The following is a 25,847-nucleotide window of genomic DNA, read 5'->3' as shown; positions in this document are numbered from 1 at the left end:
CATTTCCTAATCAATCATTTCCCTAGTCACATCAGACAAAACTAAAAATAGTTAATATTTTGTTTTAACACATAGAACGAGTATACTAAAAGCAAGACGTATATTGCCGATATTCCAGAGAAAATATTAGGAGGCTATTCAATATGAGTAAACAAACAAATAAAACAGTACTCATCATGAACTTCGAAACAGAAAGCAAGTCCTACCAAGCATTCTCAGAAATTAAAACCCTGCACGCGGAAAGAAAAATCCGAGGTGAACAAATGGCGGTTGTAGAACACGATCACAATCATAAAATAAACGCCAAAGACTTTCTAGATTTCACAGGTGGCGATAAAAACATGAAAGGAAGTCTGATTGGTATGCTAGTCGGTATCCTAGGCGGCCCGCTAGGCGTTCTATTAGGCTGGATGACCGGCGCAATCATTGGTTCTACTCAAGATGCCAAAGAAATACGTGACGCTATGAACGTTTTCGAAAAAACATTGGAAACAATACCCGAAGATCAAACTGGTGTTATCCTAATCGCCGAGGAAGAGCACAATGAATACATTAACGAATTAGTAAATAACAAATTAGGTGGCCGCGTCATTCGCATGGATGCAAATCTTGTTGCTCGCGAAATAAACCAAGCCCAGCAAGCAGAAGATGATGCCAAAAAAAAGCGCTAAAAAAGGCTGGTTCGGCAAAAAAGATGATTAAAATATTTTATCCATCCTAGCATAGTGCATCTATGCTAGGATGTTTATTTATACAACGAGATCAACAAGTCCTCTACCTTACCCATGTCCACTCGATCAGGAAGTACTGTTTCCCTAGCCGCACGCTCAAACTCTTTCTGTAAAACTGCAACCTTCTCAAAAATCTCCTCAAATGAAAGCTGCCCATTCCGAATCTTCATTAATAAGTCATGTTCTGTCCGCCGCTTCGTAATGATTCCTTTCCCCTCTAAAATATCTCTCCCCGTTACCAACATTCGCACTAAATGCATCGCGTGTTTATAAAGTCGTGGTGAACTTTTCTGGCTATCTGCCATCCCTAGTTTATTATAAGTTCTTATCGTTCCTTGCATCTCGCCATAAATCCCTACAAAATCCCGCAACGGATAACCATGTAAAGCTGCATCCAAAACAATTTGCTCATTTTCAACCCTTAATCCTAACCCGCCTTCCTCCAATTTCGCATATTTCCCATCAAAATGCCCCATCTGCCTCTTTAGCGTCTCTAAAATATGTTGCTCCTGCATTGCCTCTGATGCTTCGTTCCGAACCAAAGCATTTTGCAAGCGTTTCAACTGTGCATTCGCATAATTTCCGAACGTCTGCTCTACCCGCTTTGATAGAAATAAATCGGCATGAGCCCTGACTATTCTACCAACATCCGAACAAATAACTATTTCCTCCTCCTCGCCCCCCAGCAATTCCAGCATATTAGGATTTCCCTGCGCACATAGTTTAATAAACTTTTGCGCTCCAAAAATAACTGTGTCTGTCTTCTTTTCCTCAAACTGCTCAAACTTATGCAATCCATATAAATATCGCTCATCCTCTATTAAAAACCCACGCAAATCCAAATCACTCGTCTCATTATTCGTTCCATACCCATGAGACCCGCTAGCCACTAAATAAGCAATTCCACGCAAATCTTCATTTTCCCTTAAAAAGTCATATGCTGACGTTCCCACAACAGCCTTATAATCGATCACTCACATCACCGCTCCTATTGCTCTATTTCCATTATTATATCAAAAAAAGCAGCATCAAAAATAGTTCTCTCCACCAGTCAAAATAGCTTGACTTTAAATCCGAATCAAGGTATTTTTAAGTATAACCAATTCCTACTTCCAAAGTAAGAATTAAAAAAGTCAACACTTCAGAAAAGGGGAGAAAGTATGAAAAAAAGTATTTTATTCGTTTTCACGTTAGCCTTAATGTTAGTATTAGCAGCTTGCGGAGGATCTGGGAGTTCTTCTGACAGTGCGAGTGGCTCCAAAGACAACAATTCTATTATTATCGGTGTTCCCGGTGACCCAGAAGTTGTTAACCCACTTTACTCAAGCGACCGCGTCACACTTACTATCCAACAGGCCCTTTACGCACCGCTATTTTGGGAGTATGACGGTAAGCCAGCACTCGCAGATAAACTAGATATCTCTGCTGATAGTTTAACCTACACAGTCACACTAAAAAATGATCTGAAATGGCATGATGGCAAACCATTAACTGCTGATGATGTTGTTTTCAGTGTTAACGCTATTCTTGATGAAAAACAGAACAGTCCTTTCCGCGGAAACTGGGTATTCAATAATAAACCTGTGAAAGCAACCGCTGAAAACGCAACAACTGTGAAATTCACATTACCTCAAGTCGCACCTGCCTTTGAAAATACACTAAACACATTCTTCCCTATCCCAAAACACATTTTTGAAGGTGTTGCTGATATCGGTAAGAGTGATAAAAACAATGAGCCCGTAGGATCTGGTCCATATAAATTCGTAAACTATAAATCAGGTGAATACTACTCATTAGAGAAGTTCGATGATTATTTCGACGGTAAACCAAAACTTGATAAAGTCACATATCGCATTACTAAAGATCAAAATGCAGCTAATCTCGCTTTACAAAATGGCGAAATCAACTTGAAATCCATTCAACCTGCTGAACGTAGTAAAGTTGAGAAAGCTAGTGACGTCAATATTATCACTTATCCAGAAAATCGTTTAAGCTACGTTGCATTCAATCAAAATGTCACAGCTCTTAAGTCCAAAGACTTGCGCCAAGCTATCTCGCTTACATTAGATCGCAAAGATTTAATTGATGCAGCATACGGCTCCCAAGAATACGCAAAACCTGCAAGCTCTTTCTTAACCGAAAACACAAAATTCTTCACGGATAAAGTAGAAACATATAGCCAAGATATAACTAAAGCTAAAGAACTTCTAGCAAAAAGCGGCTATAAATCTTCTGATAAACTCAACATCATTTATCTAAACAACAGCAAAGCACAAGAAAGTATTGCGCTCTATATCCAAGAACAATTGAAATCCATCGGTGTTTCCCTAGAATTAAAGCCAACCGACCCAACAGCGATGAATAACATCACACTTGATCGTAAAAGTGATGCCTACTCATTAATGCTTGGCGGCTACATCATGGGTAATGACCCTGATCCATATAAAACACTATACATGACAGGCGAACCATACAACTACTCGAATTACAGTAATCCCGCACTAGATAAATTATGGAACGAAGGCGCTGTAACTGCTGATGAAACGAAACGCCAAAGCATCTACGAGCAAATTCAAACAACAATCGCAGATGACGCTGTGATTTATCCAATCTCTTATGATAATGCCGTACTTGCGATTGATAAAAAATATCAAGGCACAAAAGAAGCAACACCGCAACCTGTAACAATGTTCCGTGATTTATCCAAGCTTTATATTAAGTAAAAGTAGCCTCTTGCATGCTATAATAACTAAATGTGTATAATGAAGCCCCAAACTGACAGGAAAGCTAAGCTCCAATTTTCCCGTTCAGTGAGGGCTTTACGTTGTTTCACTATATTTTCTTGGTAAGGGGCTTTTCTTCATGATACAAACTATCTTCAAACGTGTATTACAAATTATACCAATGCTATTCGTTATCTCGCTAGTATCATTCGCATTAGTTCAATTGGCACCTGGAGATCCAATCTCCTCTTTTGTCACACCAAATATGAATCCTGACGATGTCGAACGGATACGGCAAAACCTTGGTCTCGATCAACCGATTTATGTACAGTACTTCAAATGGCTAGGAAATGTGTTCCAAGGAAATTTCGGTTACTCTTTAATCAATAACCAACCCGTCCTCGGCCAAATTATCGAGCGCCTCCCTGCAACAATTGGCTTGATGGGAACTGCTCTGTTTTTTACATTGCTCTTATCCATTCCACTTGGTCTATTAGCTGCAGCCTATGAAGATACAAAACTAGATCGCGTTTTAAATGCTATTTCTTATGTTGGCATCTCGATTCCTATTTTTTGGTTCGCTATGATTTTAATTGATATCTTTGCAATTCGCCTTCATTGGCTTCCAAGTTTAGGAATGCGAACAATTGGCGTCGAATCATTCTGGGATATAGCAAAACATGCAATCCTCCCAGTCACCGCGCTTACTTTCCAAGGTTGCGCATCCTATTACCGCTACGTCAGGTCCAACACGATCAACCAGTTGAAAGAAGAATATGTTTTGTTTGGCTATGCGAAAGGACTTTCTAAAGCACAGATTATGCGCGACCATGTCCTAAAAAATTCGTTGCTTCCAGTTATCACGCTTCTCGGTATGTACTTGCCACAAATCATCACTGGAGCCTTTATCACAGAAAGCGTATTTTCTTGGCCGGGTATGGGCTCTCTTGGAATCAACGCGATTTTCCAACTGGATTATCCAATGATTATGGCCATCACAATGTTCTCTGCCTTGTTACTAATTATTGGTAACTTACTTGCCGATGTCGCCTATACTATCATTGACCCACGTATAAGGGAGGTTAGCTAACATGATGAAAGCAGATTTAAGTAAATTCACAAAACCTAAAAATGTTCGACCTCCTGAAAAAGCACAGCTGCCGCGTGAACGTACATTTTGGCATTTCTTATTAAGTGAAAAACGCGGACTCATATCGATTGGAATACTACTCTTTTTAGCTCTTGCTTGTAGCCTAGCATTCTTATCGCCATATGATCCAAATGCTTTATCTATTCAAGACAAGCTACTTCCACCAAGTAGCTCGCATTGGTTTGGAACAGATGATCATGGTCGCGATTACTTCACGCGTGTGCTCTATGGAGGCCGTGTATCATTAACTGTTGGCTTCCTCGCTATGTTAATTGCCCTTGTTGTGGGAACGATAGCTGGAACAATCAGTGGTTTCTTCGGTGGTATTGTCGATAGTCTGTTAATGCGGTTCTTAGATATTTTCATGTCTATTCCATCATTCTTTTTGTTAATGATTTTGAATGCTTATTTAAAACCAGGCATCGGTAATATTATCTTGATTATCGGGCTGCTATCTTGGATGGATGTCGCCCGAATTGTCCGTGCAGAAACTCTATCACTAAAGGAGCGCGAATTCATACTCTACTCAAAATCGAGTGGCGCAGGCGTTTGGCATATCATTGTTCGCCATATTATCCCCAATGCAATGCCTTCGATTGTTGTAGCCGCTTCTTTGAATATTGCTGCCGCCATTCTTACCGAATCAGCGCTCAGCTTCTTAGGATTAGGCGTTCAACAACCTAATTCCTCTTGGGGTAGCATGTTGAACAACGCGCAAGGCTATATCGGTGATGCTACTTATTTAGCCCTATTCCCAGGTGCCTTGATTTTACTAACTATCCTATCATTTAATGTACTTGGTGATGTCTTCCGTAAGGGGCTCGAACCTCGAGATATCCATAAATAACTATATGTACAGCCCTGATGCTCACCGTGAAGTGTCGGGGCTGTTTTCTTTCTATTTTACTTTTAGTTCAATCACATCTGCTCGCATCTCGTTGACTGCCTGCTCGATGATTTTAATCTCGCTAGCTAATTCACTCAAATTATCAATTGTCCTTTGGTAACGCTCTTCCCGTTCGTCATTCTTGCGCATCATCCATACTAGCAAGGCTATAAAAAGGATACCGAATGTGATTTCGGTTGCGTTCGCCACTAAATTCTCTAGTCCCGTAATAATCACTTCCAAACTATAGTAGTTTTTCTTCTCCATCTTCATCATACCTCCCCTTCAAGTATGATTCTCCTTAACTTATATAAATACTAATTGCTCGGCTTCATATGCCATTAACAACCCTTCTAATGCTGATTTCTTCAATCGATAGTAATGAGACTCACTCCATCCTATACTCATGTACACCTCAATATTAGTCAGCTTGCGTCGCGACATGTATTTCGCTAAAAGTACCTCCCGCTGATCACTGTTTAGCTTATTTATCGCTTCTGTTATTTGCTTAATTTCGATATATGCTGGTTCTTCGGAGATTTTTTTTGGTTAATCTCAATTCGTTTTCTTTCGTTCGTCTTGGCATGCTTCTTTTCGGTAGACTTAGTAATAATGTGTTGTACTTGAACAATAAACGCTCGGCTTCTTTGCATTTGCTCATCCATTATGTTCCCCCTAAGACTGCTTTATTTTTGTTAAAATCGCTTCATATAGGTGCCGCCTTTCCTTGTCGCCCCAAGTTGCTAATTGTTTCTTCGAGTAAGGTGAAAAGTAGCTGATGAGGGATACTTGTGTGCGCACTTCACTTGCTTCCTCATCATTATCCTCTAATTTCTTCTGTTCTTTTCTCAGATTTCTGATTTTACGACATACAAAACATGTGCCTTTACATTGGTAAAATGAAACTTCTTGTTCGTTGTGAAAATCAACCAGCCGCGAGAATAGAACGTTGATTTCTCTCTGTCTTTTTTTGTCCATGTTTATCTCTCCCTTGTCCCATTTTTAAGGAGTAACCTTACTATAAACCCCTCTTAATCCCAAGTCAAGGAAAAAACGAACATTTGTTCTTAATGTGCTTTTAAGTTGGCTGTATAGCTGGAATAAAGCGGTTTATTATTTTTAAATTTGGGAGTTTTTTTGAAAATTTTGTGCTATAATAAAAATATTAATGTTCGAAAATTAACACGTGGATGGAGATGCTAAAATGGCTTTTGTCGAAATAGATCAGATATATAAGCGCTATCAACTAGGCGAGAAAACAGTGACGGCAAACGATGGTATTACATTTCAAATTGAACAAGGTGAATTTGTGATTATTGTTGGGCCTTCTGGTGCTGGAAAGTCTACTGTTCTCAATATTTTGGGTGGAATGGATATGAGCGATGAGGGGCATGTTTATATTGACGGAACAGACATTGCAGCTTTTAATGCCAAACAACTGACAGGATATCGAAGAAAAGACATTGGGTTTGTGTTCCAATTTTATAATCTAGTGCCAAGTTTGACTGCGAAAGAAAATGTAGAACTCGCTACGCAAATTTCGCCAAACGCGATAGATGCTGAGGTGGTTTTGAAGCAGGTTGGCTTGGAAGAACGCATGGATAATTTTCCCGCCCAGCTCTCAGGTGGTGAGCAACAGCGTGTCGCCATTGCGCGCGCTCTTGCTAAACAGCCGAAATTATTGCTTTGTGATGAGCCAACTGGTGCGCTTGACTATAACACTGGGAAATCCGTTTTAAAATTGTTACAAGATACGTGCCGAAATACTGGTACGACAGTGATTGTTATAACGCATAATACTGCTATTACACCCATAGCTGACCGTATTATTGAGATTAATAACGCCAAAGTTCGTGATGTCAAAATTCAGGTAAATCCAGTTTCGATTGACAGCATTGAATGGTAAGGAGAATCCGATGAAAAAAGCATTATGGAAAGACATATGGCGAGAAATCGCAAAATCTAAAGGCAGATTTATCTCGATTTTCCTACTAATTGCGCTCGGTGTTGCCTTCTTTGTAGGCCTGAAAGCAACTGGTCCTGATATGATCCACACTGCTGATAAGTATTATAACTCACAGAATTTGATGGATTTACAAGTACAGTCAACGTACGGCTTAAATCAAGATGATATCGCTATCTTAAATGGAATCCCTGGCGTTCGACAGATCCAACCTGGTTATACGGCAGATGTGATGTTTCAAGATTCACTACTTATTACGAAGGTATATTCTTTATCGCAAAATAATCTGATTAATAAGTATACAGTCAAGAAAGGCCGGTTACCACGCAAAAGTGGTGAGATTGCGATTGATTCCATCGAGAAAGCAAGTAGTCACTATAAAATTGGTGATAAAGTTACGTTTGTAAATAGTGATGGCAGCGCTATGAAGGGGCAGTTCCATAAAACTACATTTACAGTTGTTGGGACAGTTTCTTCGGCGGCTTATATCGAGGAAGGAACTCGCGGTACTTCCAAGATTGGAAATGGACGCGCGGATATTTTCGCAGTTGTTCCTGAGACGGATTTCGATTCAAAATATTACTCGACTGCACTTATGACGTTTGATAATACGGCAAAGTCAGAAGCTTATAGCGATGAATATGAATCGGCGGTTGAACAGAATACGTCACTCATAAAAAAGGCGCTTGCCGGACAGCCAGCCGCGCGCTTAAACGCGATTCAAGAAGATGGTCAGGCGAAAATCGATGAAGGTCACCAAAAAATCGCGGATGGACTTGCTGAAATCAAGAAGAACCAGCAGAAATTAAATGAGGCGCGCGCGAAGTTAGATCAGGGCTGGGCGGAGTATTACAACGGAAAACGTGAGCTTGAATCCAAACTTGCAGACGGTCAAGCAGAAATTAATAAAAATACCACCAAACTCGCGCAAGCTGAGAAAGATATCGCAACAGCAGAGCGCAAAATTGTAGATGGCGAAGCGCAGATTGAAGACGCAGAATCGCAATTGAACGAGGCTCAATCAGAACTTGAAGATGGGCAAATGATGCTTGATGAAAACAAGGAACAACTCGCGACGATCCAACGCTTGTATGATGCAGTGAAAGACTACACCATTGGCGATATTCCGATTGCTGATTTAGATAAAGAAACACAACAGGAAATCATTGATAATGCGAACGCGTTTGACCCCGAACTCGGTGGATATATCCAATCCTATTTCGATGGCACACTTTCAGAAGCACAACTAAATCGCCTGAAAAATGAAGCCTCTAATCAACTCGCGATGGCTAATAAAGAAGTTGCAGATGCACAACAAGAAATTAATCGAAATCGCCAGCTACTCGCTGACAAACAACGCGAACTAGCTATTAAAAAACGCGAGCTTAATGAAGCGAAGGATAGATTAGTTCAAGGCAAAAAGGATTACGCAGATGGTATGACACAACTAAATGCTGGAAAACAGAAGCTTGCCGATGCAAAAGTAGCTGGTGATGCTAAACTTGCGGACGCAAAAGCCGAACTAGACGATGGGGAAGCAACCTATGCGGCGAATTTAGCAACTTTTGAAGCAGAAAAAAAAGAAGGCTCTTGCGGAAATTGCTACATCGAAAAAAAGACCTCCAAATTGCGCAAGAAAAACTGGATGCGCTAGACTTACCGAAGTATTTTATTAGTGACCGAACGGATAATCCAGGTTATACAGAATATAAAGATAATGCAGATCGGATTGCATCGCTTTCCACTGCCTTTCCGGTTTTCTTTTTCTTGATTGCAGCACTTGTTTGTTTGACAACGATGACGCGAATGATTGAGGAGCAACGAACACAGACTGGTACATTAAAAGCGCTTGGTTATAGTAACGTTGATATTATCTCTAAATTCCTCGTATACGGATCGCTTGCAAGCCTTACAGGAACTATGATCGGACTTATAATTGGGTTTCAAGTCTTTCCACAAATCATCTTTGTAGCTTACGGCTCACTTTATAATTTACCGACGCTTGATATTTCCTGGTATTGGAGTTACAGCCTGATCTCCCTTGCCGTGGCGCTGTTTTGTACAACTTTAACAGCTTTCGTATCATGTCGCGCTGAATTACGAGAAAACGCGGCTTCCCTAATGCGCCCAAAAGCGCCGAAAAATGGGAAACGAATTTTACTGGAACGAGTGCCTTTCATTTGGAAACGAATGAATTTTACGAGTAAAGTGACGGCGCGAAATATTTTCCGCTATAAACAACGGATGCTGATGACAATTCTAGGTGTGGCAGGCTGTACAGCTCTGCTGCTCACTGGATTTGGCCTCAAAAACTCAATTGGTGATATCATTCCACTACAATACAATCAAATTATGAAGTATGACGCGGTTGTCGTATTAGATAGTAATGCAACAAAAACACCTCTTCAAGATTACAATACGATTATCAATAACACACCAAATATCAGAAGTGCACTTGATGTCTCTCAAAAAAATATGACGGCAATCGAAAAAGGCGTGGCAAATCAAGGCGCAACGCTCATTACACCAAAAACACTAGACAATTTTAGCAACTATGTCGTACTACGCGATCGTAAAACACATAAAACTGTTCCACTAACCAATGATGGTGCCGTTTTATCAGAAAAACTCGCTAAGTTGTATGGCGTCAAACCGGGGGACTCACTAACTATCAAAGACGGCGACAACAATCGCTACAAAATAAAGGTCACCGGCATCACCGAAACCTACGCCATGCACTATATCTACATGACTCCGACGTATTACAATCAAATTTTCAACAGCCAGCCAGAATATAACACACAACTTCTTCTGCTTAACAATACCAGTCAAAAGTGGCAGGATAACTTTGCAGAGAAGCTACTTAAAAACCCAGCCGTGCTCGCCGTCACATATACAAATACTGCAAGTAACGCATTTGGAAGTACCATGGATAGCCTTGACGTCGTGATTGTTGTCCTAATTATTTCTGCCGCAGCACTCGCCTTTATCGTTCTTTACAACCTGACTAACATTAATGTGTCTGAGCGAATTCGCGAACTTTCAACCATCAAAGTACTCGGCTTTTATCCAAAAGAAGTCACGATGTACGTCTACCGTGAAAATCTAATTTTAACCATGATGGGTATTGGCGTTGGCTTTGTTCTCGGTACATTCCTGCATCGTTTCGTCACCTCGACAGCAGAAGTTGACATCCTGATGTTCAGCCCGACTATTCATGCGATGAGTTACGTTTACGCCGCGATACTAACGCTGCTATTCTCAACGCTCGTCATGATTGTTATGCACATCAAATTAAAACGTGTAGACATGATTGAAGCTTTAAAATCAGTAGAATAAACATTGTTGGGACTGTTCGACATGAAATGAGTTACAGTCCCAATATACATGCGAGTAAAGCGAGCATGTAATCCTTCCCGACTGTTCGATTAGGAAATGAGTTACAATCCCAATATGCCTATGAGCATCGCGAATAGGCGTTCTTTCAGGATTTTTAGAATAGGGATAGAACAATCAAGCGGTTCTTCTACACTGATGCTTCGCATAACTTCTTACATGGTCAGGGATAAGACTCCCTCCCTGCTTCCAGTCATCACATGTAGTCGTATGCTCCGCTTTGTTGAGGGAATGAGTTAGAACCCCAATATGCATGTGAACAAAGCGAACATGTAATCCTTCCAAATCCTTTGAACACAAACGCTTTCGCTCGATTTGTGTGAAGCAAAATTTTCGTTCTACCCAAAAAGTGGGTAGGCGATTTTTATCTCGTCTGGATTTTTGTCTCAAACTCTTATTCTCATTTAAATTCGGCCACTGTTTGCACTATATTTTCCGAACATGTAATTGCCGAAATAACTGCCACGCCTTGTGCTCCAGCCTTCCTAATCTCTTTTATGTGTCCTGATGTAATTCCACCGATTGCAACCATTGGCAAAGTAATTCCAGACTGGCGAATAGCGCGTAGCAATTCTAAACCAGTCACCGGTTTTGCATCAGCTTTCGAACTCGTCTCAAAAATTGGCCCAACACCAATGTAGTCCAACTCCTCATACATTGTTGCATTTTTTGCTTGTTGCAACGTATTGACAGAAAGCCCAATTTTCATTTTTCCAGCACAACTTGCAATTACATCTAAAATCGCCATATCATCTTGCCCCACGTGAATACCATCCGCTCCAATCTTTAGTGCCAGCGCCACATCATCATTGATAAAAAAAGGAACGCTATATTTGTGACAAAGTTTCTGACATGCTTTAGCAAGCAGTTCGATTTCATCAGGATTCATGAGCTCTTTTTCACGAAATTGATAGCAGGTAATACCTGATTGTAGCGATGTTTCCAAAATTGGTAGTAGCTTATCCTTAGGAACATCTTGCGTCCCAGCGATAAAATAAATTTCTAACATGTCACGTATTCTCCTTCCGATGCGCCCAATGATTAGTCGGCCCATGTCCATGACCGATATAAATCGGTTCCGAAATAGCACGTGTAATGAATTCTTTTGCTGTACGAACCGCATATTCCGTCGTTGCACCTTTTGCCAGTTCAGCCGTTATACATGCTGAAAAAGTACATCCTGTACCATGCGTGTGCTCTGTGTCTATTCTTTTCGCACCTAGCCAAAACGCTACATTTCCATCTAAAACATAATCTCGTGATTCTTGCTTATCCTCACTATGTCCACCTTTGATGATAACCGTCTCAACGCCTAATTTTTGAATTTGTTTCGCGGCTTTTTCGATCTGTTCTATACTTCTTATCCTCATACCTGCCAGTGTCTCTGCTTCGGGAATGTTCGGTGTTACAATCGATGCGAGCGGTAGCAAATTTTGGCGAATAGACTTAATCGCATCATCATTCACGAGCGGTGCACCTCCTTTAGCAATCATGACAGGATCAACGATTAGCGGACCCCAATTGAAACGCCGTAATCTAGAAACAACAGTATCAATTGTCGCCTCGTCCACCAACATGCCAGTTTTGACAGCGGTAATCGAAAAATCATCATTTAGCGCCTCCAACTGTGACGCTAGAATATTAACTGGAATTGGATGAATCGCGTGAACGCCTAGCGTATTTTGCGCAGTAATCGCCGTAATTGCCGACATCCCAAAAACACGGCGCTCCTGAAATGTCTTAATATCTGCTTGAATCCCAGCCCCTCCGCCACTATCAGACCCTGCAATCGTGACTGCTTGTGGAAATATCATTGCGAAACCTCCTTTATCTGTGCCAACTTTTCCTGATTATGCCCGTCCCATATTGCCAACTCATCGATAAATGCAACGCGAAAAGAGGCTGGCAATCGTCGCTCTAATCTTTTCACAGCATATTCCGAAGCAATAGCATAACTCGCTGAGGCCACAACAACCGCATCCAAATAATCATCTGTGACACCAACAAAAGCACCAATCACACAACTCAATAAACAACCCGAACCCGTAATTTTCGGTAAAAGTTCATCTCCATTTTCAATTGTTATTACCCGCTTGCCATCCGAAATAGTATCCACAACGCCACTAATCGCCACGATAGTCCGGTATTCACGCGCCACTTTTAAAGCAATCTCTGCAGCCTGTGAAGCATCTCCAACACCCGCATCAACACCCCTCGCCTGCCACGCAATACCAGCAATAGTCGCCAGTTCTCCCAAATTCCCACGAATCACCGCAAACCGAATCTCCTTTAATAATAACCGCACCGTCTCTTGCCTAAATGAAGTCGCACCAACACCTACTGGGTCCAGAACAACCGGTTTTCCAGCCATATTTGCCGCTTTTCCAACAGCCAATATGGACGTCACCACCCCTTTATCCAGCGTACCAATATTAATTACAACTGCATCCGCCATTCCGCCAAGTTCAGTCATTTCCTCCACAGCCGCCGCCATAATCGGAGACGCCCCTATCGCAAGCAAGCCATTCGCTGAATCATTCGCCACCACAAAATTCGTAATCGTATGCACTAGTGGATTTCGCGCCCTTACGTTCTCAATAAGATACCAATTCGCCATCCAAATCACCTCTCCCATCCCACGTTTTCTGCTTGTACGCCATATCCCAAAACGCCAATTCCGCGTAACTACTAATCCGAAAAGCCTCCCTCAACTCCGCCAAAGCATCATCCGTCAGCCCAACTGCAATCCTATCCAATAAATCAATCTGTCGCTGCAAGCCTTCCGCATAGCCTGTATCCTGATAAATTTCCATCCAAGACTGATACAACGGCTCCGGGCTAATACAATCCACATACTGCTCACCAATTTCCCAGTACAACCAATAGCACGGCAAAATCCCCGCTAAAATACGGCCTAGTGAATGCGACCCTGCCAACCGATACATATGTGATGTATAATGATAAGCCGCTGGGCTCGCCACAATTTCATCCAAATCTGCCGTCTCAATCCCTACATAAGGATAAAATTTTTCTCGCATCATAAGCTCCGACTTTTCCAAAGACGCAAGCGATTTGCTAAGCTCCATCATCGTCACATAATCATCTGCATAAGCAATCCCAAGTGCAATCACTTTCACATAATGTGTCAAATAATAATGATCCTGCAATAAATAATAACGAAATGCCTCCTTATCCAAACTGCCATCCACCAACTGCCTCACAAACGGATGATCCTTACTCTTTTGCCATATCTCCTGATTCTCCGCACGCAATACTTCCGAAAACCGCATCATTCCATCTCCTCCTTTTTTTCATACAAAAAAACGCCTCCTCCAGCACCAGCAATAGCGCAAGAAAAGGCGTCATGATATTTACATCAAGTTCCCAATACTTCCCTACGCGAGTGCTAACTCAACAGGTTCAAAGGGTCCATGAATTAGTATTCATATCTCGGTCTTAAGTAAGACTCCCCCAGTATAAGAGATTGGTTACTACACAAGGTAAATCGGCGGCAAGCGTTCGCTCGATTTACGCAAAGCATTATTTTCATCCAACTAAAAAGGACAAAAATATCGCTTTGTCTTGTGTCGTATTCCATTCTCCAACTATTCGTTTTTCACCACAAGTGTACCACAAATAAATCCGATTCTCCAAAAAATACGCGTTATCCACCGAAAAAATGGGTATGGAGGTACTAAGGGGAAACCAACGTAGAGAGGATGGGAAGTCAAATGACAATCTATCATAGGATTTTAGTAGGTGTGGACGGCTCCAATGAAGCAGAAGAAGCTCTAAAGCGTGGTATTCAAATTGCTAAAAGAGACGGAGCAGTACTCGGAATCGGTTTTGTCGCAGATGTTCGTCGAATCGCGCCACTTATCGACTATGAGCAAACATACGCAAAAAAAGCCAAAGAATACGGCAAAGGTCTCGTCGAAATTTATAAAACCGAAGCAGAAAAACTCGGCGTCGAAAATGTAGAAACCTTCGTTAAATTTGGAACACCAAAAACAACTTTTGTGAAAAAATTTATCAGCAAATTCAACCCCGATTTAGTGCTTGTCGGATCTACCGGACTAACACCAACCGAAGAGTTTATCATGGGTAGCGTATCATCCTATATCGCCTCTCATGCACCATGTGACGTTATCATTGTCCGAGGAAAAAACTGGCGCGACCGTAAAAAAGTCGAATAATCAAACAAACCAAGTAGATATACGTTCTCTGCTTGGTTTTATTATGCTATACTACCTGTTATACAGTAGCAAAGAAAGAAGGCTCATATCAACATGCAAAACGGAAAAAAACAAACAAATCTCTATCTCCTATTAGTTCTCGTCATGGCAAGCTGGGGACTAAACGTAACCGCAACCAAAATTCTAGTCTCCCATTTCCCACCTATTACGATGACATCCTTTCGAATATTTACAGCCGCAATCGCTGTCTTCCTTTTTTTATTGTTCATCGGGAAATTTAGACTCCCAACACGTCGCGAATTTTTATACATATTTGCAGGAAGTCTTTTCAATATTTTTTTACATCATTACTTCCTAGCATCAGGTCTAACCATGACTACAGGGACGAATGGCGGCCTTATCTTAGGAATCGGTCCAATTCTAACAGCTATATTAGCCGTTATTTTTTTGCGTGAAGCCATTTCTATTCCACAACTAATCGGCCTTGTATCTGGACTTTTCGGCGTTTCACTCATCGTACTAACTGGTGGGCAAGGACTATCTGGCGCCTCATTAGGAGATATCTACGTCTTCATTGCAATCTTATCCCAATGTTTCAGCTTCATCATAATCAAACGCATCTCCGGCTCGCTCGACCCACGTCTAATGACCGCGTACATGCTACTAATCGGCTCCATCTTACTATTTTTCACTAGCCTTATTGAAGAACCAAGCGGCCTCGCCCAAATGAGTGACCATTCACCATCCATGTGGCTACTATTCCTCACTTCAGCCTTACTTGCAACAGCATTTGGCAACTTAATTTATAACTTTGCAGTCGGGCAAATCGGTCCATCGAAAACAGCTATTTTTATGAATCTTAATCCATTTTTCTCGCTAATCGGTGCGGCCTTATTTCTAAATGAACAAATCCGTTTCATGCAGATTCTCGGCTTTATTCTAATTATCATCGGTGTCGTGCTAGGATCTGGTGCCTTACCTGAGCTCATTCGTGCTAGAAAAAGAATCCGAAATCCATGATTCAGACTGTAGAAAAACTACTTTACGTGATTTCTCGCTAAACTTCAGCGTGTCGACAAATGCTTAGTTTCTAGGCAAAAGCAAGTACCAGCGCGGAGCGTACTTGGGTATGATGACTGAAAACAGGGAGGGAGAAGTATCCCCGACCATGTGAGAAGTTATGCGAAACACCGTGTAGAAGAGCACTGGAACGGAGTTTTTAACCTAATGGATTACAGGCTCACTTTGTTCTCCTGCATATTGGGGCTCTAACTCCTTTCAGTCGAAGAGTCCCAACAATGAGCGTTTGTCGACACGCTAAATCATGGATGAGTAATATACCCCATCCATGATTCAAAGTTATTCTATGTGCTCACTACCAACATATGAATTCTGTTCCACAATAAATCGCGGTCTCTGTTTCACCTCAGAATAAATACGCCCAATATACTCACCAACAACGCCGAGACTAATCATTTGAACGCCTCCAATGACCCAAATCGATAGCATTAAAGATGACCATCCTGTCGTTGCTGTACCAGATAAATGCTGAATAAACGTATAAATGCCAATCACAATTGCGATGACAAACATTAACGCTCCAAGTCCCGTTACCAATCGAATCGGCGCTACACTAAACGAAGTCAAACCGTCCGCCGCAAAAGCAAGCATCTTCTTCAACGGATACTTTGACTCACCAGCAAATCGCTCTTTTCGATGATAATAAACCTTATCCGATTTAAAACCTATCAGCGGCACAATCCCCCGCAAGAAAATATTATTCTCTGGAAAAAGGTTCATCTCCTGCAATGCCAGACTCCCAAGCAATCGATAATCCGCATGATCTGGAACCAAATGAATCCCAAACTTTCCCATCATACTATAAAATAAATGCGCCGAACCACGCTTAAACCGCGTATCCGTCTTACGCTCATCACGAATCCCATATACGACCTCATAACCCGCACGATATTTCTCCACAAAATCCGGAATAACACCTACATCATCTTGCAAATCCGAATCAATCGAAATAATACAATCCGCACGCCCTTCTGCCGCCTGCATGCCAGCAAGAAGCGCATTCTGGTGACCAAAATTCCGACTTAACTTCACACCATTAATATAATCATGCTTAGCCATCGCACCCGCAATAATTTCCCACGTTTTATCGCGACTACCATCATCCACAAATAGCAAGTCACTACCTTCATGTATCACGGAACGCTCTTTCATCCCCCGTAACACCAATCCCAATTGTTGCATCGTCTCATTCAAAACTTCCTCCTCGTTGTAACAAGGAACAATGATTGTTAACATCGGTTTATTACGCATTCAAGTCACCTACTTTGTACAAGTATATTTTCCAAGCGGACTGATTATCCTCAAACGTTTTCTCTAAATGTATATTATTCTGCGTGGCATTATCAATCGGTACTGCTGAAATGATGTATTCCCCGCCCATCTCTTTAAAAACCTTTGTATCAAGCTCTAAATTTTTAATATGTTTTGTAGAATTTTTGTCAAATAAATAGTGTTTACCTAGTTCCGCTGAGAAAATATACACACGATTTCCCCAACCATCATAATAATCTTTCAATAACGGGCTCTTATCCAGTTCCTTCGCAATGATTTCACGGAATTTTGCCTTATAGCTAAGCGGATACGAATTTACATAACCATCCAACGTATAAAAACCATTTTCCTGTGAAATAGAAGGATGAATCCCAATACTCGCCACCCGATAATCCTTCTGCGGCTTCCCAATGTAATCTTTAATCTCTTTAAACTGATCTCGCGCATAAAATTGATCAATAGAAGGCGTGCCAGCATTTCGGTACAGAACTTCTGAATTCCAAGCGAAAACAACCCCAATCTGCAAAACCAGCCCTAATATCGCTAGCTTCTTCCACCAACCACCTTTACTCGCAAAATAGACAAGCGCTAAGGCAAATAACCCATAGAAAATAAACGGCTGTAAGAAGTGAAACCTAGAGAAGTTAAACGCTCGCATAATCGAAATCTGTTCCTTAATAGGATTCCAAGCTCCCCACCACCAAAAAGCATACCAAACCGACAGCGAAAAGTTCAACGCCAGTAGCCATAAAAACGGCTTTTGACTACGCCATTCTTTCCTTATCAATATCATGATGAATGCCAATAAAATCAGCGGTAGCACAACATAAGTCGCAAGTGACTGATCATGCGTATGACCAATCGTAAAGTTCTTAAATGTCAGCCTAATAGACCCTAAAAAACTATTGTTGGGTAAATCAAACGCACTTCTTGAATCTGGCTCATTTGATTGGAAAAACATTTGCGAGATAAACCGATAATTCACCACACAATAAATAGCCGACATATACGCAATACTTCCAAAAAAAGCGCCAGTTCCAACCACGCTTCTTCACAACATCATAAACCCAAATACATGCTACTAAAAATAATAAGAAACAAAAACCAAGAATTAGACTTGAATAAAACGGCAACAGCGTCAAAATCAACCAATTCCAGATACTTTTCTTCCCTTTACGAATGTTCAAGAATGCCCATAACGCAAGTGGCATCCCTAAGGTACTAAGCATTCCTGACGGCCAAAAAGGTGTCAAGGCAAATGCTAAAGCGACGAAAAGCGTTATGTATTTTTTGGATGGATCCTTAATAATATAATCCCGCAACCACAGTCGCATACCAATGAATGCGAATACCCTTGTAATTAGCTGACTAAACGCAAAGGCAAGTGGCGTTGGGAAAATAGCATACAACCACACAATCCCAACAAACTGCGAATCAAACGCATCCCTCGGCGCAACACCATCCAACATCTGAGGAATATTACTCCCTGTTTTCGCCAAATAATTTCCACTATTAAGTAACACACGATACCACGTCATATTAGAATCCAAATTATCATGAATTCGGATATGACTATTTCCTCCAAGAATAAATAACGGCGCTGTAAAAATAGCTAACAACGCAATTGCTAATATTTCCTGTTTTCTTTCTACTAACCATGTTTTCATGTAATTTCACCTCTTTTTGCATCTGTTTTCAATTATAACAATACTTCCCAGACATCGCAAAAAAGACGATAAAGTAAATTAACACACGCAAAATCTCTTTATCGCTATAATCAAATACTTTTTCAGTTTGGCATACTATTTATTAATCTCTAAAAAAATTATTATTTCGAGCAACTTATTTTTCCAAACTCGCTTTTTCAGTCTGAATGTTGCAAAATAAACAGAAAAACGTTATTCTAGAGCTAATGACAAGGAGGAGAACTAATGAAAATTATCCGCACAAAAACATATGACCAAATGTCCGAAAAAGCGTATGACGTCGTGAAAGCAGTCATCGATTCTAAAGAAAATCCAGTCATCAATACAACAACTGGCGCAAGTTATGACGGTATGTTCGAAAAACTCGTAGAAGGTGTCAATAATGATGCAATCGACATCGAAAAAGTGTTTATGATGAATCTCGATGAATTTATCGCACCCCGCGAGCAATCATTCACCGTTTTCAACTACATGCATCAAAAATTCTATGATCAAATTAAAAAGCAACCTCGCGAGATTGCCTTATTAGACGGTAGTTTATCCAATTTTGACGAAGAGATTGCCCGCTATAATAAGATTTTGGCTGATAACAAACGTGATTTACAAATTCTTGGCCTTGGTGTAAACGCTCACCTTGGTGCAAATGAACCAGGAACACCTTTTGACTCTCGCTTATTCCTGGCAGATAGCGATGATTCAACGATTAATAGTACAATGCTCTACTACAAAGTCACACGCGAAGAGGCGCCAGAACAAATGCTGACGCTCGGCCTTGCTGATATGATGGAAGCCGAACAAATCCTCGTAACTGCTTCTGGCACAAGAAAAGCAGAGGCTGTGAAAGCAACTTTGGAAGGACCAATTACCGAAGACTGCCCAGCATCCATTTTACAAAAACATCCAAACGTTGTGTTTATTATCGACGAAGAAGCAGGATCATTACTGACTAAGTACTAAAAACTTGGAATCAGGGGTGAACATATGGAAATCAGATTATTAACGATGGCAGATATCGATCGATACATCCAAATCAGACTCCAAGCCCTAAAGGAAAGCCCCGCATCTTTTGCGACAAGCTTTGAAGAAGAGAAATATAATGCGTTACAAAAATACGAAATTCGCTTTCAATCACCATATTCTCTGACGTTTGGTGCTTTTTCAGGAGGTAATCTTGTAGGCGTTGTAACTTTAATTCGAGAAGAACGCATCAAAATGAGGCACCGAGCCAACATCGTCGCCATGTACGTCACACCAGAAAGACGTGGTAGCGGTGTTGGTAAAGCCTTAATTGGCACGGCAATCGAGCAAGCAAAGCAATTACAGGGCGTAGAACAAGTCTATTTATCCGTAGTAACTGCCAACCAGCAGGCAAGAAAACTCTACATTTCACTTGGATTCCAACCCTACAGCCTTGAAAAACACGCTTTGAAGCTAGATAGCACGTATTTTGATGAAGAACATATGGTGTTATTTTTGGAATAGCAAGCAAAGCCGAATGTACTACTACCATAATGGTGATAGTAGAAACATTCGGCCTTGTTCTATTTGTTAATCAATGATAATATTTTTTGGTTTTACCATCGTAATAATGGAATATGCTGATATATCTAGTGTAATTCCAGCCGTTCTTGATTACATTCGTTGTTGTATAGGCCCAGTATGCATTATTCGGCACAGACCTTGATTTGCTCGAAACACGTGTTCTTTTCCCCGTATAGGAATTAATATCATATCTGTCCATATAAGGTACCGATTTTGCATATACACTTGGCTGAACCGCACTAACCGACCCTACTAATAAAGCGATGACCAGTAAAAATTTATATGCGTAACTCCGTCTGTTCTTATTATTCATATTTGCCTCCCCTATTCATTATAGTCTGTCGAAAGTCTTGTAACTAAGTTGTTTTCATATCTGCATTTAAGTTCACCACCTTACTTCGGCGACTATCAATTCCAAAGTTTAGAATAAGTAGGACAATCGTCGTGACAACTAACACCAGCACCCCATTCGAAAAATGAATTCCTGCATTATCACATAAAATCGCCAATGAATTATCTACTACAGAAACTGCATTAAAATACGTCCCAGGCAAAAATTCTGCCCATATATTCAGTGGCACGATTTTCCCGACAGCAACTACTGGCACCACTAAAATAAGCAAAGATACAAATAAAGTTGACATCACCCGTTTACATAGCTTACTTACTAAATCTACGGTTAACACAACAACGATGATTGCCAAAATTTGCAATGTCATCGCTTTAACTAGCAAGCCTCCCACTGGCATCGTGACAAACTCCGCCTTCCTCTCCACAGCTATAGGATATTCAAAACTTCCGGCTCCCGATAACATACTTGCTGATAAATAAGCTAACAAACAACTCATCACATACAAAGTAACGGCAACTAAAAAGCCAAATAATAATCGTTGTGATGTTCCTTTTACATATTTTTGTGGCAACAACAGTGATCTGTCCAAATGATTGTAAAATCGATCTGTGAATGATATGTTTAACGTAAAACATAGGACTACTATAAAAAATACCGGAAAGAAACTTGCTAACATTCGATACAAAAATGTCGCACCTTGTGTTTCCAGATCCTCTTGATCTGATTTAATATCCAATTTCATCAGTTGGGTATAAATAGCAACTTCACGCAAATTTGATTCTTTAATATAAGAATAATCCGGCATATCCTCATTATAAAGTTCGGACGCTTCTTTAATGAAACCGATTTTTATCTTATAAGCCTCTGACCAATTTCCACTACTATATGAATCAATTATCTTCTGTTGCTTCTCTATATGGGCCTCGCTAATTTTAATACCCTCAGCAAAAGCCTCTTTTTCTTCTTGGGTTTGTGCTGATTCCAAACTCTGCTGATTTAAAACCAACGCCTCTTTATTTGTAGCTAAATCCTCTCTTTCCATCCCCTCCAAATTTCTCTCCGCACCCACACGCGTATTCATGACGAGTACTAGTAAAACCGCTAAAACAAAGACACCAATAGGTAGCCAACTTCCTTTATTTTTATATAGTTTCTTAAAATACAGCCTCATTATCGCGATTCCTCCTGCACGTCTTCTGCTGTGTCTATCCATTTTTTATTAGTTATATAGTATACTTTGTCTGATATTTCATGAAGTATATCGTTTTGATGTGAGGAAAAAATAATGCATTTCCCCTGCTCTCTTGCCCCCTTCATAAATTCTATAAAACGCTTTTGATTGGCATCATCCAGGCCATTCATCGGCTCATCCATCAACCAATAATCCGTACTACTGGCCGCATACATCGCCAGTAACGTCTTTTGTTTCATACCTAAAGAATATTTACGAATTGGCAACTTAACAAATTGACCTAAACCCCAGTATTCAATAATTTCATCAATGTCTGCCTTATTCCCTGCCCAGCTAGTATTTACAAACTCAAGATAATCAAGCGCAGACAAGTGCCCATCTAACCAATCAGATGTTTCGTAATAAAATAGCTTTTTCCGAATTTCCACTAAGTTCAACCGTTTGCCGCTCTCCTCCATATAAATCGCCCCACGCTGAGTTCTCATCAACCCCGCTAAAATTCGAAGTAGCGTTGTCTTCCCAGAACCATTTGTAGCAACAATCCCATAAGCCATTCCCCTGTGAAACTCGGCATTCATATCTTCTAAAAGCCTCTCTCTTAAAGTTATCGATAAATTTTCTACTTGTAGCATAACTCACCTCTTTAGTCTGTATGAACAAAGCATAGCACAAAAAAATTATCTCGTGTTTTTTTAGAAATAAAAAAAATGCCATAGTATAAAATACCTAGCATTTTAAATTCACTATTTTTTAATTTAAAGCATATATTTCCTTACTTAAATGATGAATGTGTAAAGCCTAACCACCAAAATACTCCAATAATCTAATCCCGACGAACCTTTTTTAAATTATAAAAATATTGCCGCGCTTATCCAATAAACTACCGCCGCCAAAACTCCTGCACATGGCAAGGTTATCATCCATGTCACCAACATACTTTTCCCAGTTCGCCAGTTCACTTCCTTCTTATGATTCGCCGTCCCAACGCCCATCAGCGAACTATCAATAACTTGCGTCGAACTAATCGGCAAGTGGATTAGCGTCGCACTCATAATTATCGAAAGTGAACTTAAATCTGCTGCTACACCAGTTACAGGCTCTATTTTTATAATTTTTGTACCTACCGTTTTAATAATCCGATAACCGCCAATTGACGAACCGAGTGCCATCGCAGCCGCACAACTTACTTGCACCCAAAATGGAATCGTGGAATCCGTCTGCAGACCGCTCGCAATCAATGCCAGCGTAATAATGCCCATCGTTTTCTGCGCATCATTCGTGCCATGCGCATACGCTTGCATCGCCGTTGTGCCAATCTGAACAATTCGGAAACGTCGATTTGTCTGAACCAATTTCTTATTCCGAAACACGAATTTGAACAATGAATAAATCAAATACCCGACCGAAAAACCGATAATTGGCGAAATAATCAACGCAACAATAATCGTTGTGAATCCACCCCAATTCAGCACGCCAAAACTACCCGCTGACGCGATTGAAGCCCCCGCAATCGATCCTATCAATGCATGTGACGAGCTACTTGGCATCTTCGCAACCCACGTCATCAAATTCCAGGTTACCGCTGAAATAAGCGCACACATTACAACAAACTCTCCATTTTTTAACGCAAATGGATCAACAATGCTCGATGTCAAAGCCACTGCCACACCCGTAAATGAAATAGCACCGAAGAAGTTCATCACAGCCGCAATACTAATCGCCACACGCGGTTTCAGCGCTCGCGTCGAAATACTTGTCGCCACCGCATTCGCAATATCATGGAAGCCATTAATAAAATCAAATGCTAGGCCAACAATCACAATGATAATAGTAATTAAAAGAACCGAATCCATCCAACATTCCCCTAATCATGCACATTTTACTTCCTTATACTATTTTGCGCCTGAATGGGACGAATTTCAAGTTTAAAGTAAAAGCGCCCCGAAAAGGAGCGCCTTGAAAAATTCTATTTAATCTAAATCCGTCGCGTTCTCTTCTTGTTTTTGCCCTTTCGCTTTTCGAACGAGATAAATTCCAGTCAAAAGTACGAACCATACTGGCGTTACAAAAAGAGCTACACGCGTGTCTTCCGCTAGTGCTAGAACTACTAAAATGAAAGCTAAGAACGCAAGAATTAAATAGTTTGCAACCGGATATAACGGCATTTTGAACTTGTTTTTCGCTGCCAGCTCTGGGCGCGTTTTACGGTATTTCAAGTGGCAAATAACCGTGATTCCCCATATAAATAGGAAACATACTGTCGAAATACTCGTGATTAGCGTGAATACACCTTCTGGCATCACGTAATTCAGGATAACCGCAATTAAAATAACGATTGTCGAGAAGAACAGTGCGTTTGCTGGAACTTTATGCGACGTCAACTTTGTCATTGGATATGGCGCATTCTTTTCTTTGGCAAGCGAGTAAACCATACGACTTGTACTGAAAACCGCACTATTACACGCTGAGGCCGCCGAAGTTAGTACAACGAAGTTTACAATACCAGCAGCAGCCGCAATCCCTAATGCCGCAAAAACTTGCACGAACGGACTTTGCGCTGGATTAATGTCATTCCATGGATAAATACTCATAATTACGAGTAGCGCACCGATATAGAAAATAATAATCCGGATTGGGATATTATTAATCGCTTTCGGAATAACTTTTTCGGGATCTTTCGTCTCACCAGCCATCAGACCGACAAGCTCGATACCCACGAAGGCGAATACAACCATCTGGAACGAAAGAATAAAACCACTCGCACCATTAGGGAACCAACCACCGTGACTCCATAGATTCGTAAAGCTAGACGCTCCTGCATCTGTTGAAAACCCTTTAATAATCATAAATGAACCGACAATAATCAGCGCTAAAATTGCAATAACCTTAATTAGTGCGAACCAAAATTCCATTTCCCCGAATAATTTCACCGTAGCAAGATTCATGATGAGTAGAATAACGAGCGCGATTAAGCCTGGAACCCATTGCGCTACATTCGGAAACCAAAATTGCGTATACAATCCAACCGCAGTCAAATCCGCCATCGCAATCGAAATCCAACAGAACCAATACGTCCAACCAGTAACGAACGCAGCCCCATTGCCCAGATAATCAAAAACAAAATCAACAAAAGAATGATAGTTCAAATTCGATAGTAATAATTCTCCTAGGGCACGCATGATTAAGAAACAGAAAATCCCAGTAATAGTGTAGGCAAACAAAATGGATGGACCGGCTAAATGAATCGACTTACCAGAACCAAGGAATAAGCCTGTTCCAATCGCGCCCCCAATCGCTATCAACTGCACGTGGCGATTTTTTAAGCCTCTCTCAAGTGATCGTTCTTCTGACATATGTATTTCCCCCTTAATTATTGCTGGAGATATCACCTTACCAATCAGTTGATATCTCCAGCATCTGTGAAACAATGTCTTTCAAGATTATTCTTCTATCATACAGTAAAACAAATGCAAATACCATACTTTTTTACTTCACAATGTAAACGCTATCAACAGAATTCATTGTACCATACTATTTGCTAATTCAACAAAGAAGAACGCTTATAATTTTTATTTTTCTTTATAGTTATTGATAGATAAAGGATTATGATTTATTTTTAATTTATCATATCAATAAACCGAATTATCAATTAAAATTT

The 25,847-nt window shown here is 40.6% G+C and carries 23 protein-coding genes, 2 pseudogenes and 1 riboswitch; of the genes and pseudogenes, 11 read left to right on the top strand and 14 right to left on the bottom strand.

Features of this window, described 5'->3' with window-relative positions; all coding sequences use genetic code 11:
- Positions 1 to 143: 143 nt before the first annotated feature.
- Positions 144 to 702 (top strand): annotated as a pseudogene (locus PROCOU_RS04535) (DUF1269 domain-containing protein).
- Between the two features lie 43 nt (positions 703 to 745).
- Here the strand turns inward: PROCOU_RS04535 and PROCOU_RS04530 are convergent.
- Positions 746 to 1,705 (bottom strand): DNA polymerase beta superfamily protein, encoded by a 960-nt coding sequence (locus PROCOU_RS04530; RefSeq protein ID WP_051994190.1) that lies wholly within the window; start codon positions 1,703 to 1,705, stop codon positions 746 to 748.
- A 186-nt stretch (positions 1,706 to 1,891) separates the two neighbouring features.
- On the opposite strand from PROCOU_RS04530, the gene PROCOU_RS04525 reads away from it, so the two are divergent.
- The 3 genes from PROCOU_RS04525 to PROCOU_RS04515 all read left to right on the top strand — a co-directional run bounded on the left by PROCOU_RS04525 (position 1,892) and on the right by PROCOU_RS04515 (position 5,451).
- The gene (locus tag PROCOU_RS04525) at positions 1,892 to 3,454 is read left to right on the top strand and encodes an ABC transporter substrate-binding protein (protein WP_036069952.1); all 1,563 of its coding nucleotides are present in this window, start codon (positions 1,892 to 1,894) and stop codon (positions 3,452 to 3,454) included.
- A gap of 139 nt (positions 3,455 to 3,593) precedes the next feature.
- Positions 3,594 to 4,544, top strand: coding sequence for an ABC transporter permease (locus PROCOU_RS04520; protein WP_036069951.1), 951 nt, complete (start codon positions 3,594 to 3,596; stop codon positions 4,542 to 4,544).
- A gap of 4 nt (positions 4,545 to 4,548) precedes the next feature.
- Positions 4,549 to 5,451 carry an ABC transporter permease gene (locus PROCOU_RS04515; RefSeq protein ID WP_036069963.1) on the top strand — a complete coding sequence of 301 codons (903 nt, stop codon included), beginning with the start codon at positions 4,549 to 4,551 and terminating at the stop codon, positions 5,449 to 5,451.
- A 51-nt stretch (positions 5,452 to 5,502) separates the two neighbouring features.
- Here PROCOU_RS04515 and PROCOU_RS04510 read toward each other — a convergent pair whose 3' ends face one another.
- Positions 5,503 to 5,757: a BhlA/UviB family holin-like peptide gene (locus PROCOU_RS04510; RefSeq protein WP_051994189.1), complete on the bottom strand. Its 255-nt coding sequence runs from the start codon at positions 5,755 to 5,757 to the stop codon at positions 5,503 to 5,505.
- Positions 5,758 to 6,165: 408 nt separating this feature from the next.
- Entirely contained in the window at positions 6,166 to 6,468 is a 303-nt protein-coding gene (locus tag PROCOU_RS04505; RefSeq protein WP_036069949.1) for a hypothetical protein, read from the bottom strand.
- Between the two features lie 226 nt (positions 6,469 to 6,694).
- Between PROCOU_RS04505 and PROCOU_RS04500 the strand changes: the two genes are divergently transcribed.
- The 3 genes from PROCOU_RS04500 to PROCOU_RS18255 are packed head-to-tail and all read left to right on the top strand — an operon-like array spanning position 6,695 to position 10,792.
- The gene (locus PROCOU_RS04500; RefSeq protein WP_036069947.1) at positions 6,695 to 7,396 is read left to right on the top strand and encodes an ABC transporter ATP-binding protein; all 702 of its coding nucleotides are present in this window, start codon (positions 6,695 to 6,697) and stop codon (positions 7,394 to 7,396) included.
- 10 nt (positions 7,397 to 7,406) lie between these two features.
- Positions 7,407 to 9,107 carry a coiled-coil domain-containing protein gene (locus tag PROCOU_RS18260; RefSeq protein ID WP_244266227.1) on the top strand — a complete coding sequence of 567 codons (1,701 nt, stop codon included), beginning with the start codon at positions 7,407 to 7,409 and terminating at the stop codon, positions 9,105 to 9,107.
- Positions 9,053 to 10,792 (top strand): ABC transporter permease, encoded by a 1,740-nt coding sequence (locus PROCOU_RS18255; RefSeq protein ID WP_244266226.1) that lies wholly within the window; start codon positions 9,053 to 9,055, stop codon positions 10,790 to 10,792. The genes PROCOU_RS18260 and PROCOU_RS18255 overlap by 55 nt, the downstream gene beginning before the upstream one ends.
- Positions 10,793 to 11,249: 457 nt before the next feature.
- On the opposite strand, the gene thiE is transcribed toward PROCOU_RS18255, so the two are convergent.
- The 4 genes from thiE to tenA are packed head-to-tail and all read right to left on the bottom strand — an operon-like array spanning position 11,250 to position 14,142.
- Entirely contained in the window at positions 11,250 to 11,867 is a 618-nt protein-coding gene (gene thiE / locus PROCOU_RS04490; protein ID WP_077913322.1) for a thiamine phosphate synthase, read from the bottom strand.
- Positions 11,860 to 12,663 (bottom strand): bifunctional hydroxymethylpyrimidine kinase/phosphomethylpyrimidine kinase, encoded by an 804-nt coding sequence (gene thiD / locus PROCOU_RS04485; protein WP_036069943.1) that lies wholly within the window; start codon positions 12,661 to 12,663, stop codon positions 11,860 to 11,862. Before thiD ends, thiE begins: the two co-directional genes overlap by 8 nt.
- Entirely contained in the window at positions 12,660 to 13,466 is an 807-nt protein-coding gene (gene thiM, locus PROCOU_RS04480; protein WP_036069941.1) for a hydroxyethylthiazole kinase, read from the bottom strand. The genes thiD and thiM overlap by 4 nt, the downstream gene beginning before the upstream one ends.
- Positions 13,444 to 14,142 carry a thiaminase II gene (gene tenA, locus PROCOU_RS04475; RefSeq protein WP_051994187.1) on the bottom strand — a complete coding sequence of 233 codons (699 nt, stop codon included), beginning with the start codon at positions 14,140 to 14,142 and terminating at the stop codon, positions 13,444 to 13,446. The genes thiM and tenA overlap by 23 nt, the downstream gene beginning before the upstream one ends.
- An 82-nt stretch (positions 14,143 to 14,224) precedes the next feature.
- A riboswitch (TPP riboswitch) is annotated at positions 14,225 to 14,332 on the bottom strand.
- A 248-nt stretch (positions 14,333 to 14,580) separates the two neighbouring features.
- Here tenA and PROCOU_RS04470 point away from each other — a divergent pair.
- Positions 14,581 to 15,045: a universal stress protein gene (locus tag PROCOU_RS04470; protein WP_036069960.1), complete on the top strand. Its 465-nt coding sequence runs from the start codon at positions 14,581 to 14,583 to the stop codon at positions 15,043 to 15,045.
- 93 nt (positions 15,046 to 15,138) lie between these two features.
- Positions 15,139 to 16,065, top strand: a complete 927-nt coding sequence (locus PROCOU_RS04465; RefSeq protein WP_036069939.1) for a DMT family transporter — start codon at positions 15,139 to 15,141, stop codon at positions 16,063 to 16,065.
- Positions 16,066 to 16,404: 339 nt separating this feature from the next.
- Here PROCOU_RS04465 and PROCOU_RS04460 read toward each other — a convergent pair whose 3' ends face one another.
- Entirely contained in the window at positions 16,405 to 17,376 is a 972-nt protein-coding gene (locus PROCOU_RS04460) for a glycosyltransferase family 2 protein (protein WP_036069937.1), read from the bottom strand.
- Positions 17,369 to 19,064 (bottom strand): annotated as a pseudogene (locus tag PROCOU_RS04455) (DUF6044 family protein). Before PROCOU_RS04455 ends, PROCOU_RS04460 begins: the two are co-directional and overlap by 8 nt.
- A 264-nt stretch (positions 19,065 to 19,328) precedes the next feature.
- Here PROCOU_RS04455 and PROCOU_RS04450 point away from each other — a divergent pair.
- Together PROCOU_RS04450 and PROCOU_RS04445 are read left to right on the top strand one after the other, a co-directional pair.
- On the top strand, positions 19,329 to 20,060 hold the full coding sequence (locus PROCOU_RS04450; protein ID WP_036069935.1) for a glucosamine-6-phosphate deaminase: 732 nt from the start codon (positions 19,329 to 19,331) through the stop codon (positions 20,058 to 20,060).
- 24 nt (positions 20,061 to 20,084) lie between these two features.
- On the top strand, positions 20,085 to 20,585 hold the full coding sequence (locus PROCOU_RS04445) for a GNAT family N-acetyltransferase (RefSeq protein ID WP_036069934.1): 501 nt from the start codon (positions 20,085 to 20,087) through the stop codon (positions 20,583 to 20,585).
- A 70-nt stretch (positions 20,586 to 20,655) separates the two neighbouring features.
- Here PROCOU_RS04445 and PROCOU_RS04440 read toward each other — a convergent pair whose 3' ends face one another.
- From PROCOU_RS04440 to PROCOU_RS04420, 5 genes are all read right to left on the bottom strand, one after another.
- On the bottom strand, positions 20,656 to 20,958 hold the full coding sequence (locus PROCOU_RS04440; protein WP_036069933.1) for a hypothetical protein: 303 nt from the start codon (positions 20,956 to 20,958) through the stop codon (positions 20,656 to 20,658).
- 43 nt (positions 20,959 to 21,001) lie between these two features.
- Complete coding sequence (locus PROCOU_RS04435; RefSeq protein ID WP_036069932.1) at positions 21,002 to 22,168, bottom strand: hypothetical protein; 1,167 nt, start codon at positions 22,166 to 22,168, stop codon at positions 21,002 to 21,004.
- On the bottom strand, positions 22,168 to 22,821 hold the full coding sequence (locus tag PROCOU_RS04430) for an ABC transporter ATP-binding protein (protein WP_036069930.1): 654 nt from the start codon (positions 22,819 to 22,821) through the stop codon (positions 22,168 to 22,170). Before PROCOU_RS04430 ends, PROCOU_RS04435 begins: the two co-directional genes overlap by 1 nt.
- Positions 22,822 to 23,037: 216 nt before the next feature.
- On the bottom strand, positions 23,038 to 24,042 hold the full coding sequence (locus PROCOU_RS04425) for an inorganic phosphate transporter (protein WP_036069929.1): 1,005 nt from the start codon (positions 24,040 to 24,042) through the stop codon (positions 23,038 to 23,040).
- Between the two features lie 117 nt (positions 24,043 to 24,159).
- The gene (locus tag PROCOU_RS04420; RefSeq protein WP_036069927.1) at positions 24,160 to 25,542 is read right to left on the bottom strand and encodes an amino acid permease; all 1,383 of its coding nucleotides are present in this window, start codon (positions 25,540 to 25,542) and stop codon (positions 24,160 to 24,162) included.
- Positions 25,543 to 25,847: the final 305 nt, after the last annotated feature.

The sequence above is a fragment of the Listeria rocourtiae FSL F6-920 genome, assembly GCF_000525975.1.
GTDB lineage: Bacteria > Bacillota > Bacilli > Lactobacillales > Listeriaceae > Listeria_A > Listeria_A rocourtiae.
The sequence above is the reverse complement of the archived record's forward strand: the minus strand, read 5'-3'. Positions and strand labels throughout refer to the sequence as shown.

Excerpts from the sequence above, each read along its gene's own strand:
- PROCOU_RS04525 (WP_036069952.1), top strand. The coding sequence starts at position 1,892 with ATGAAAAAAAGTATTTTATTCGTTTTCACGTTAGCCTTAATGTTAGTA.
- PROCOU_RS04520 (WP_036069951.1), top strand. The coding sequence starts at position 3,594 with ATGATACAAACTATCTTCAAACGTGTATTACAAATTATACCAATGCTA.
- PROCOU_RS04515 (WP_036069963.1), top strand. The coding sequence starts at position 4,549 with ATGAAAGCAGATTTAAGTAAATTCACAAAACCTAAAAATGTTCGACCT.
- PROCOU_RS04510 (WP_051994189.1), bottom strand. The coding sequence starts at position 5,757 with ATGGAGAAGAAAAACTACTATAGTTTGGAAGTGATTATTACGGGACTA.
- PROCOU_RS04505 (WP_036069949.1), bottom strand. The coding sequence starts at position 6,468 with ATGGACAAAAAAAGACAGAGAGAAATCAACGTTCTATTCTCGCGGCTG.
- PROCOU_RS04500 (WP_036069947.1), top strand. The coding sequence starts at position 6,695 with ATGGCTTTTGTCGAAATAGATCAGATATATAAGCGCTATCAACTAGGC.
- PROCOU_RS18260 (WP_244266227.1), top strand. The coding sequence starts at position 7,407 with ATGAAAAAAGCATTATGGAAAGACATATGGCGAGAAATCGCAAAATCT.
- thiD (WP_036069943.1), bottom strand. The coding sequence starts at position 12,663 with ATGATATTTCCACAAGCAGTCACGATTGCAGGGTCTGATAGTGGCGGA.
- thiM (WP_036069941.1), bottom strand. The coding sequence starts at position 13,466 with ATGGCGAATTGGTATCTTATTGAGAACGTAAGGGCGCGAAATCCACTA.
- tenA (WP_051994187.1), bottom strand. The coding sequence starts at position 14,142 with ATGATGCGGTTTTCGGAAGTATTGCGTGCGGAGAATCAGGAGATATGG.
- PROCOU_RS04470 (WP_036069960.1), top strand. The coding sequence starts at position 14,581 with ATGACAATCTATCATAGGATTTTAGTAGGTGTGGACGGCTCCAATGAA.
- PROCOU_RS04465 (WP_036069939.1), top strand. The coding sequence starts at position 15,139 with ATGCAAAACGGAAAAAAACAAACAAATCTCTATCTCCTATTAGTTCTC.
- PROCOU_RS04460 (WP_036069937.1), bottom strand. The coding sequence starts at position 17,376 with ATGCGTAATAAACCGATGTTAACAATCATTGTTCCTTGTTACAACGAG.
- PROCOU_RS04450 (WP_036069935.1), top strand. The coding sequence starts at position 19,329 with ATGAAAATTATCCGCACAAAAACATATGACCAAATGTCCGAAAAAGCG.
- PROCOU_RS04445 (WP_036069934.1), top strand. The coding sequence starts at position 20,085 with ATGGAAATCAGATTATTAACGATGGCAGATATCGATCGATACATCCAA.
- PROCOU_RS04440 (WP_036069933.1), bottom strand. The coding sequence starts at position 20,958 with ATGAATAATAAGAACAGACGGAGTTACGCATATAAATTTTTACTGGTC.
- PROCOU_RS04435 (WP_036069932.1), bottom strand. The coding sequence starts at position 22,168 with ATGAGGCTGTATTTTAAGAAACTATATAAAAATAAAGGAAGTTGGCTA.
- PROCOU_RS04430 (WP_036069930.1), bottom strand. The coding sequence starts at position 22,821 with ATGCTACAAGTAGAAAATTTATCGATAACTTTAAGAGAGAGGCTTTTA.
- PROCOU_RS04425 (WP_036069929.1), bottom strand. The coding sequence starts at position 24,042 with ATGGATTCGGTTCTTTTAATTACTATTATCATTGTGATTGTTGGCCTA.
- PROCOU_RS04420 (WP_036069927.1), bottom strand. The coding sequence starts at position 25,542 with ATGTCAGAAGAACGATCACTTGAGAGAGGCTTAAAAAATCGCCACGTG.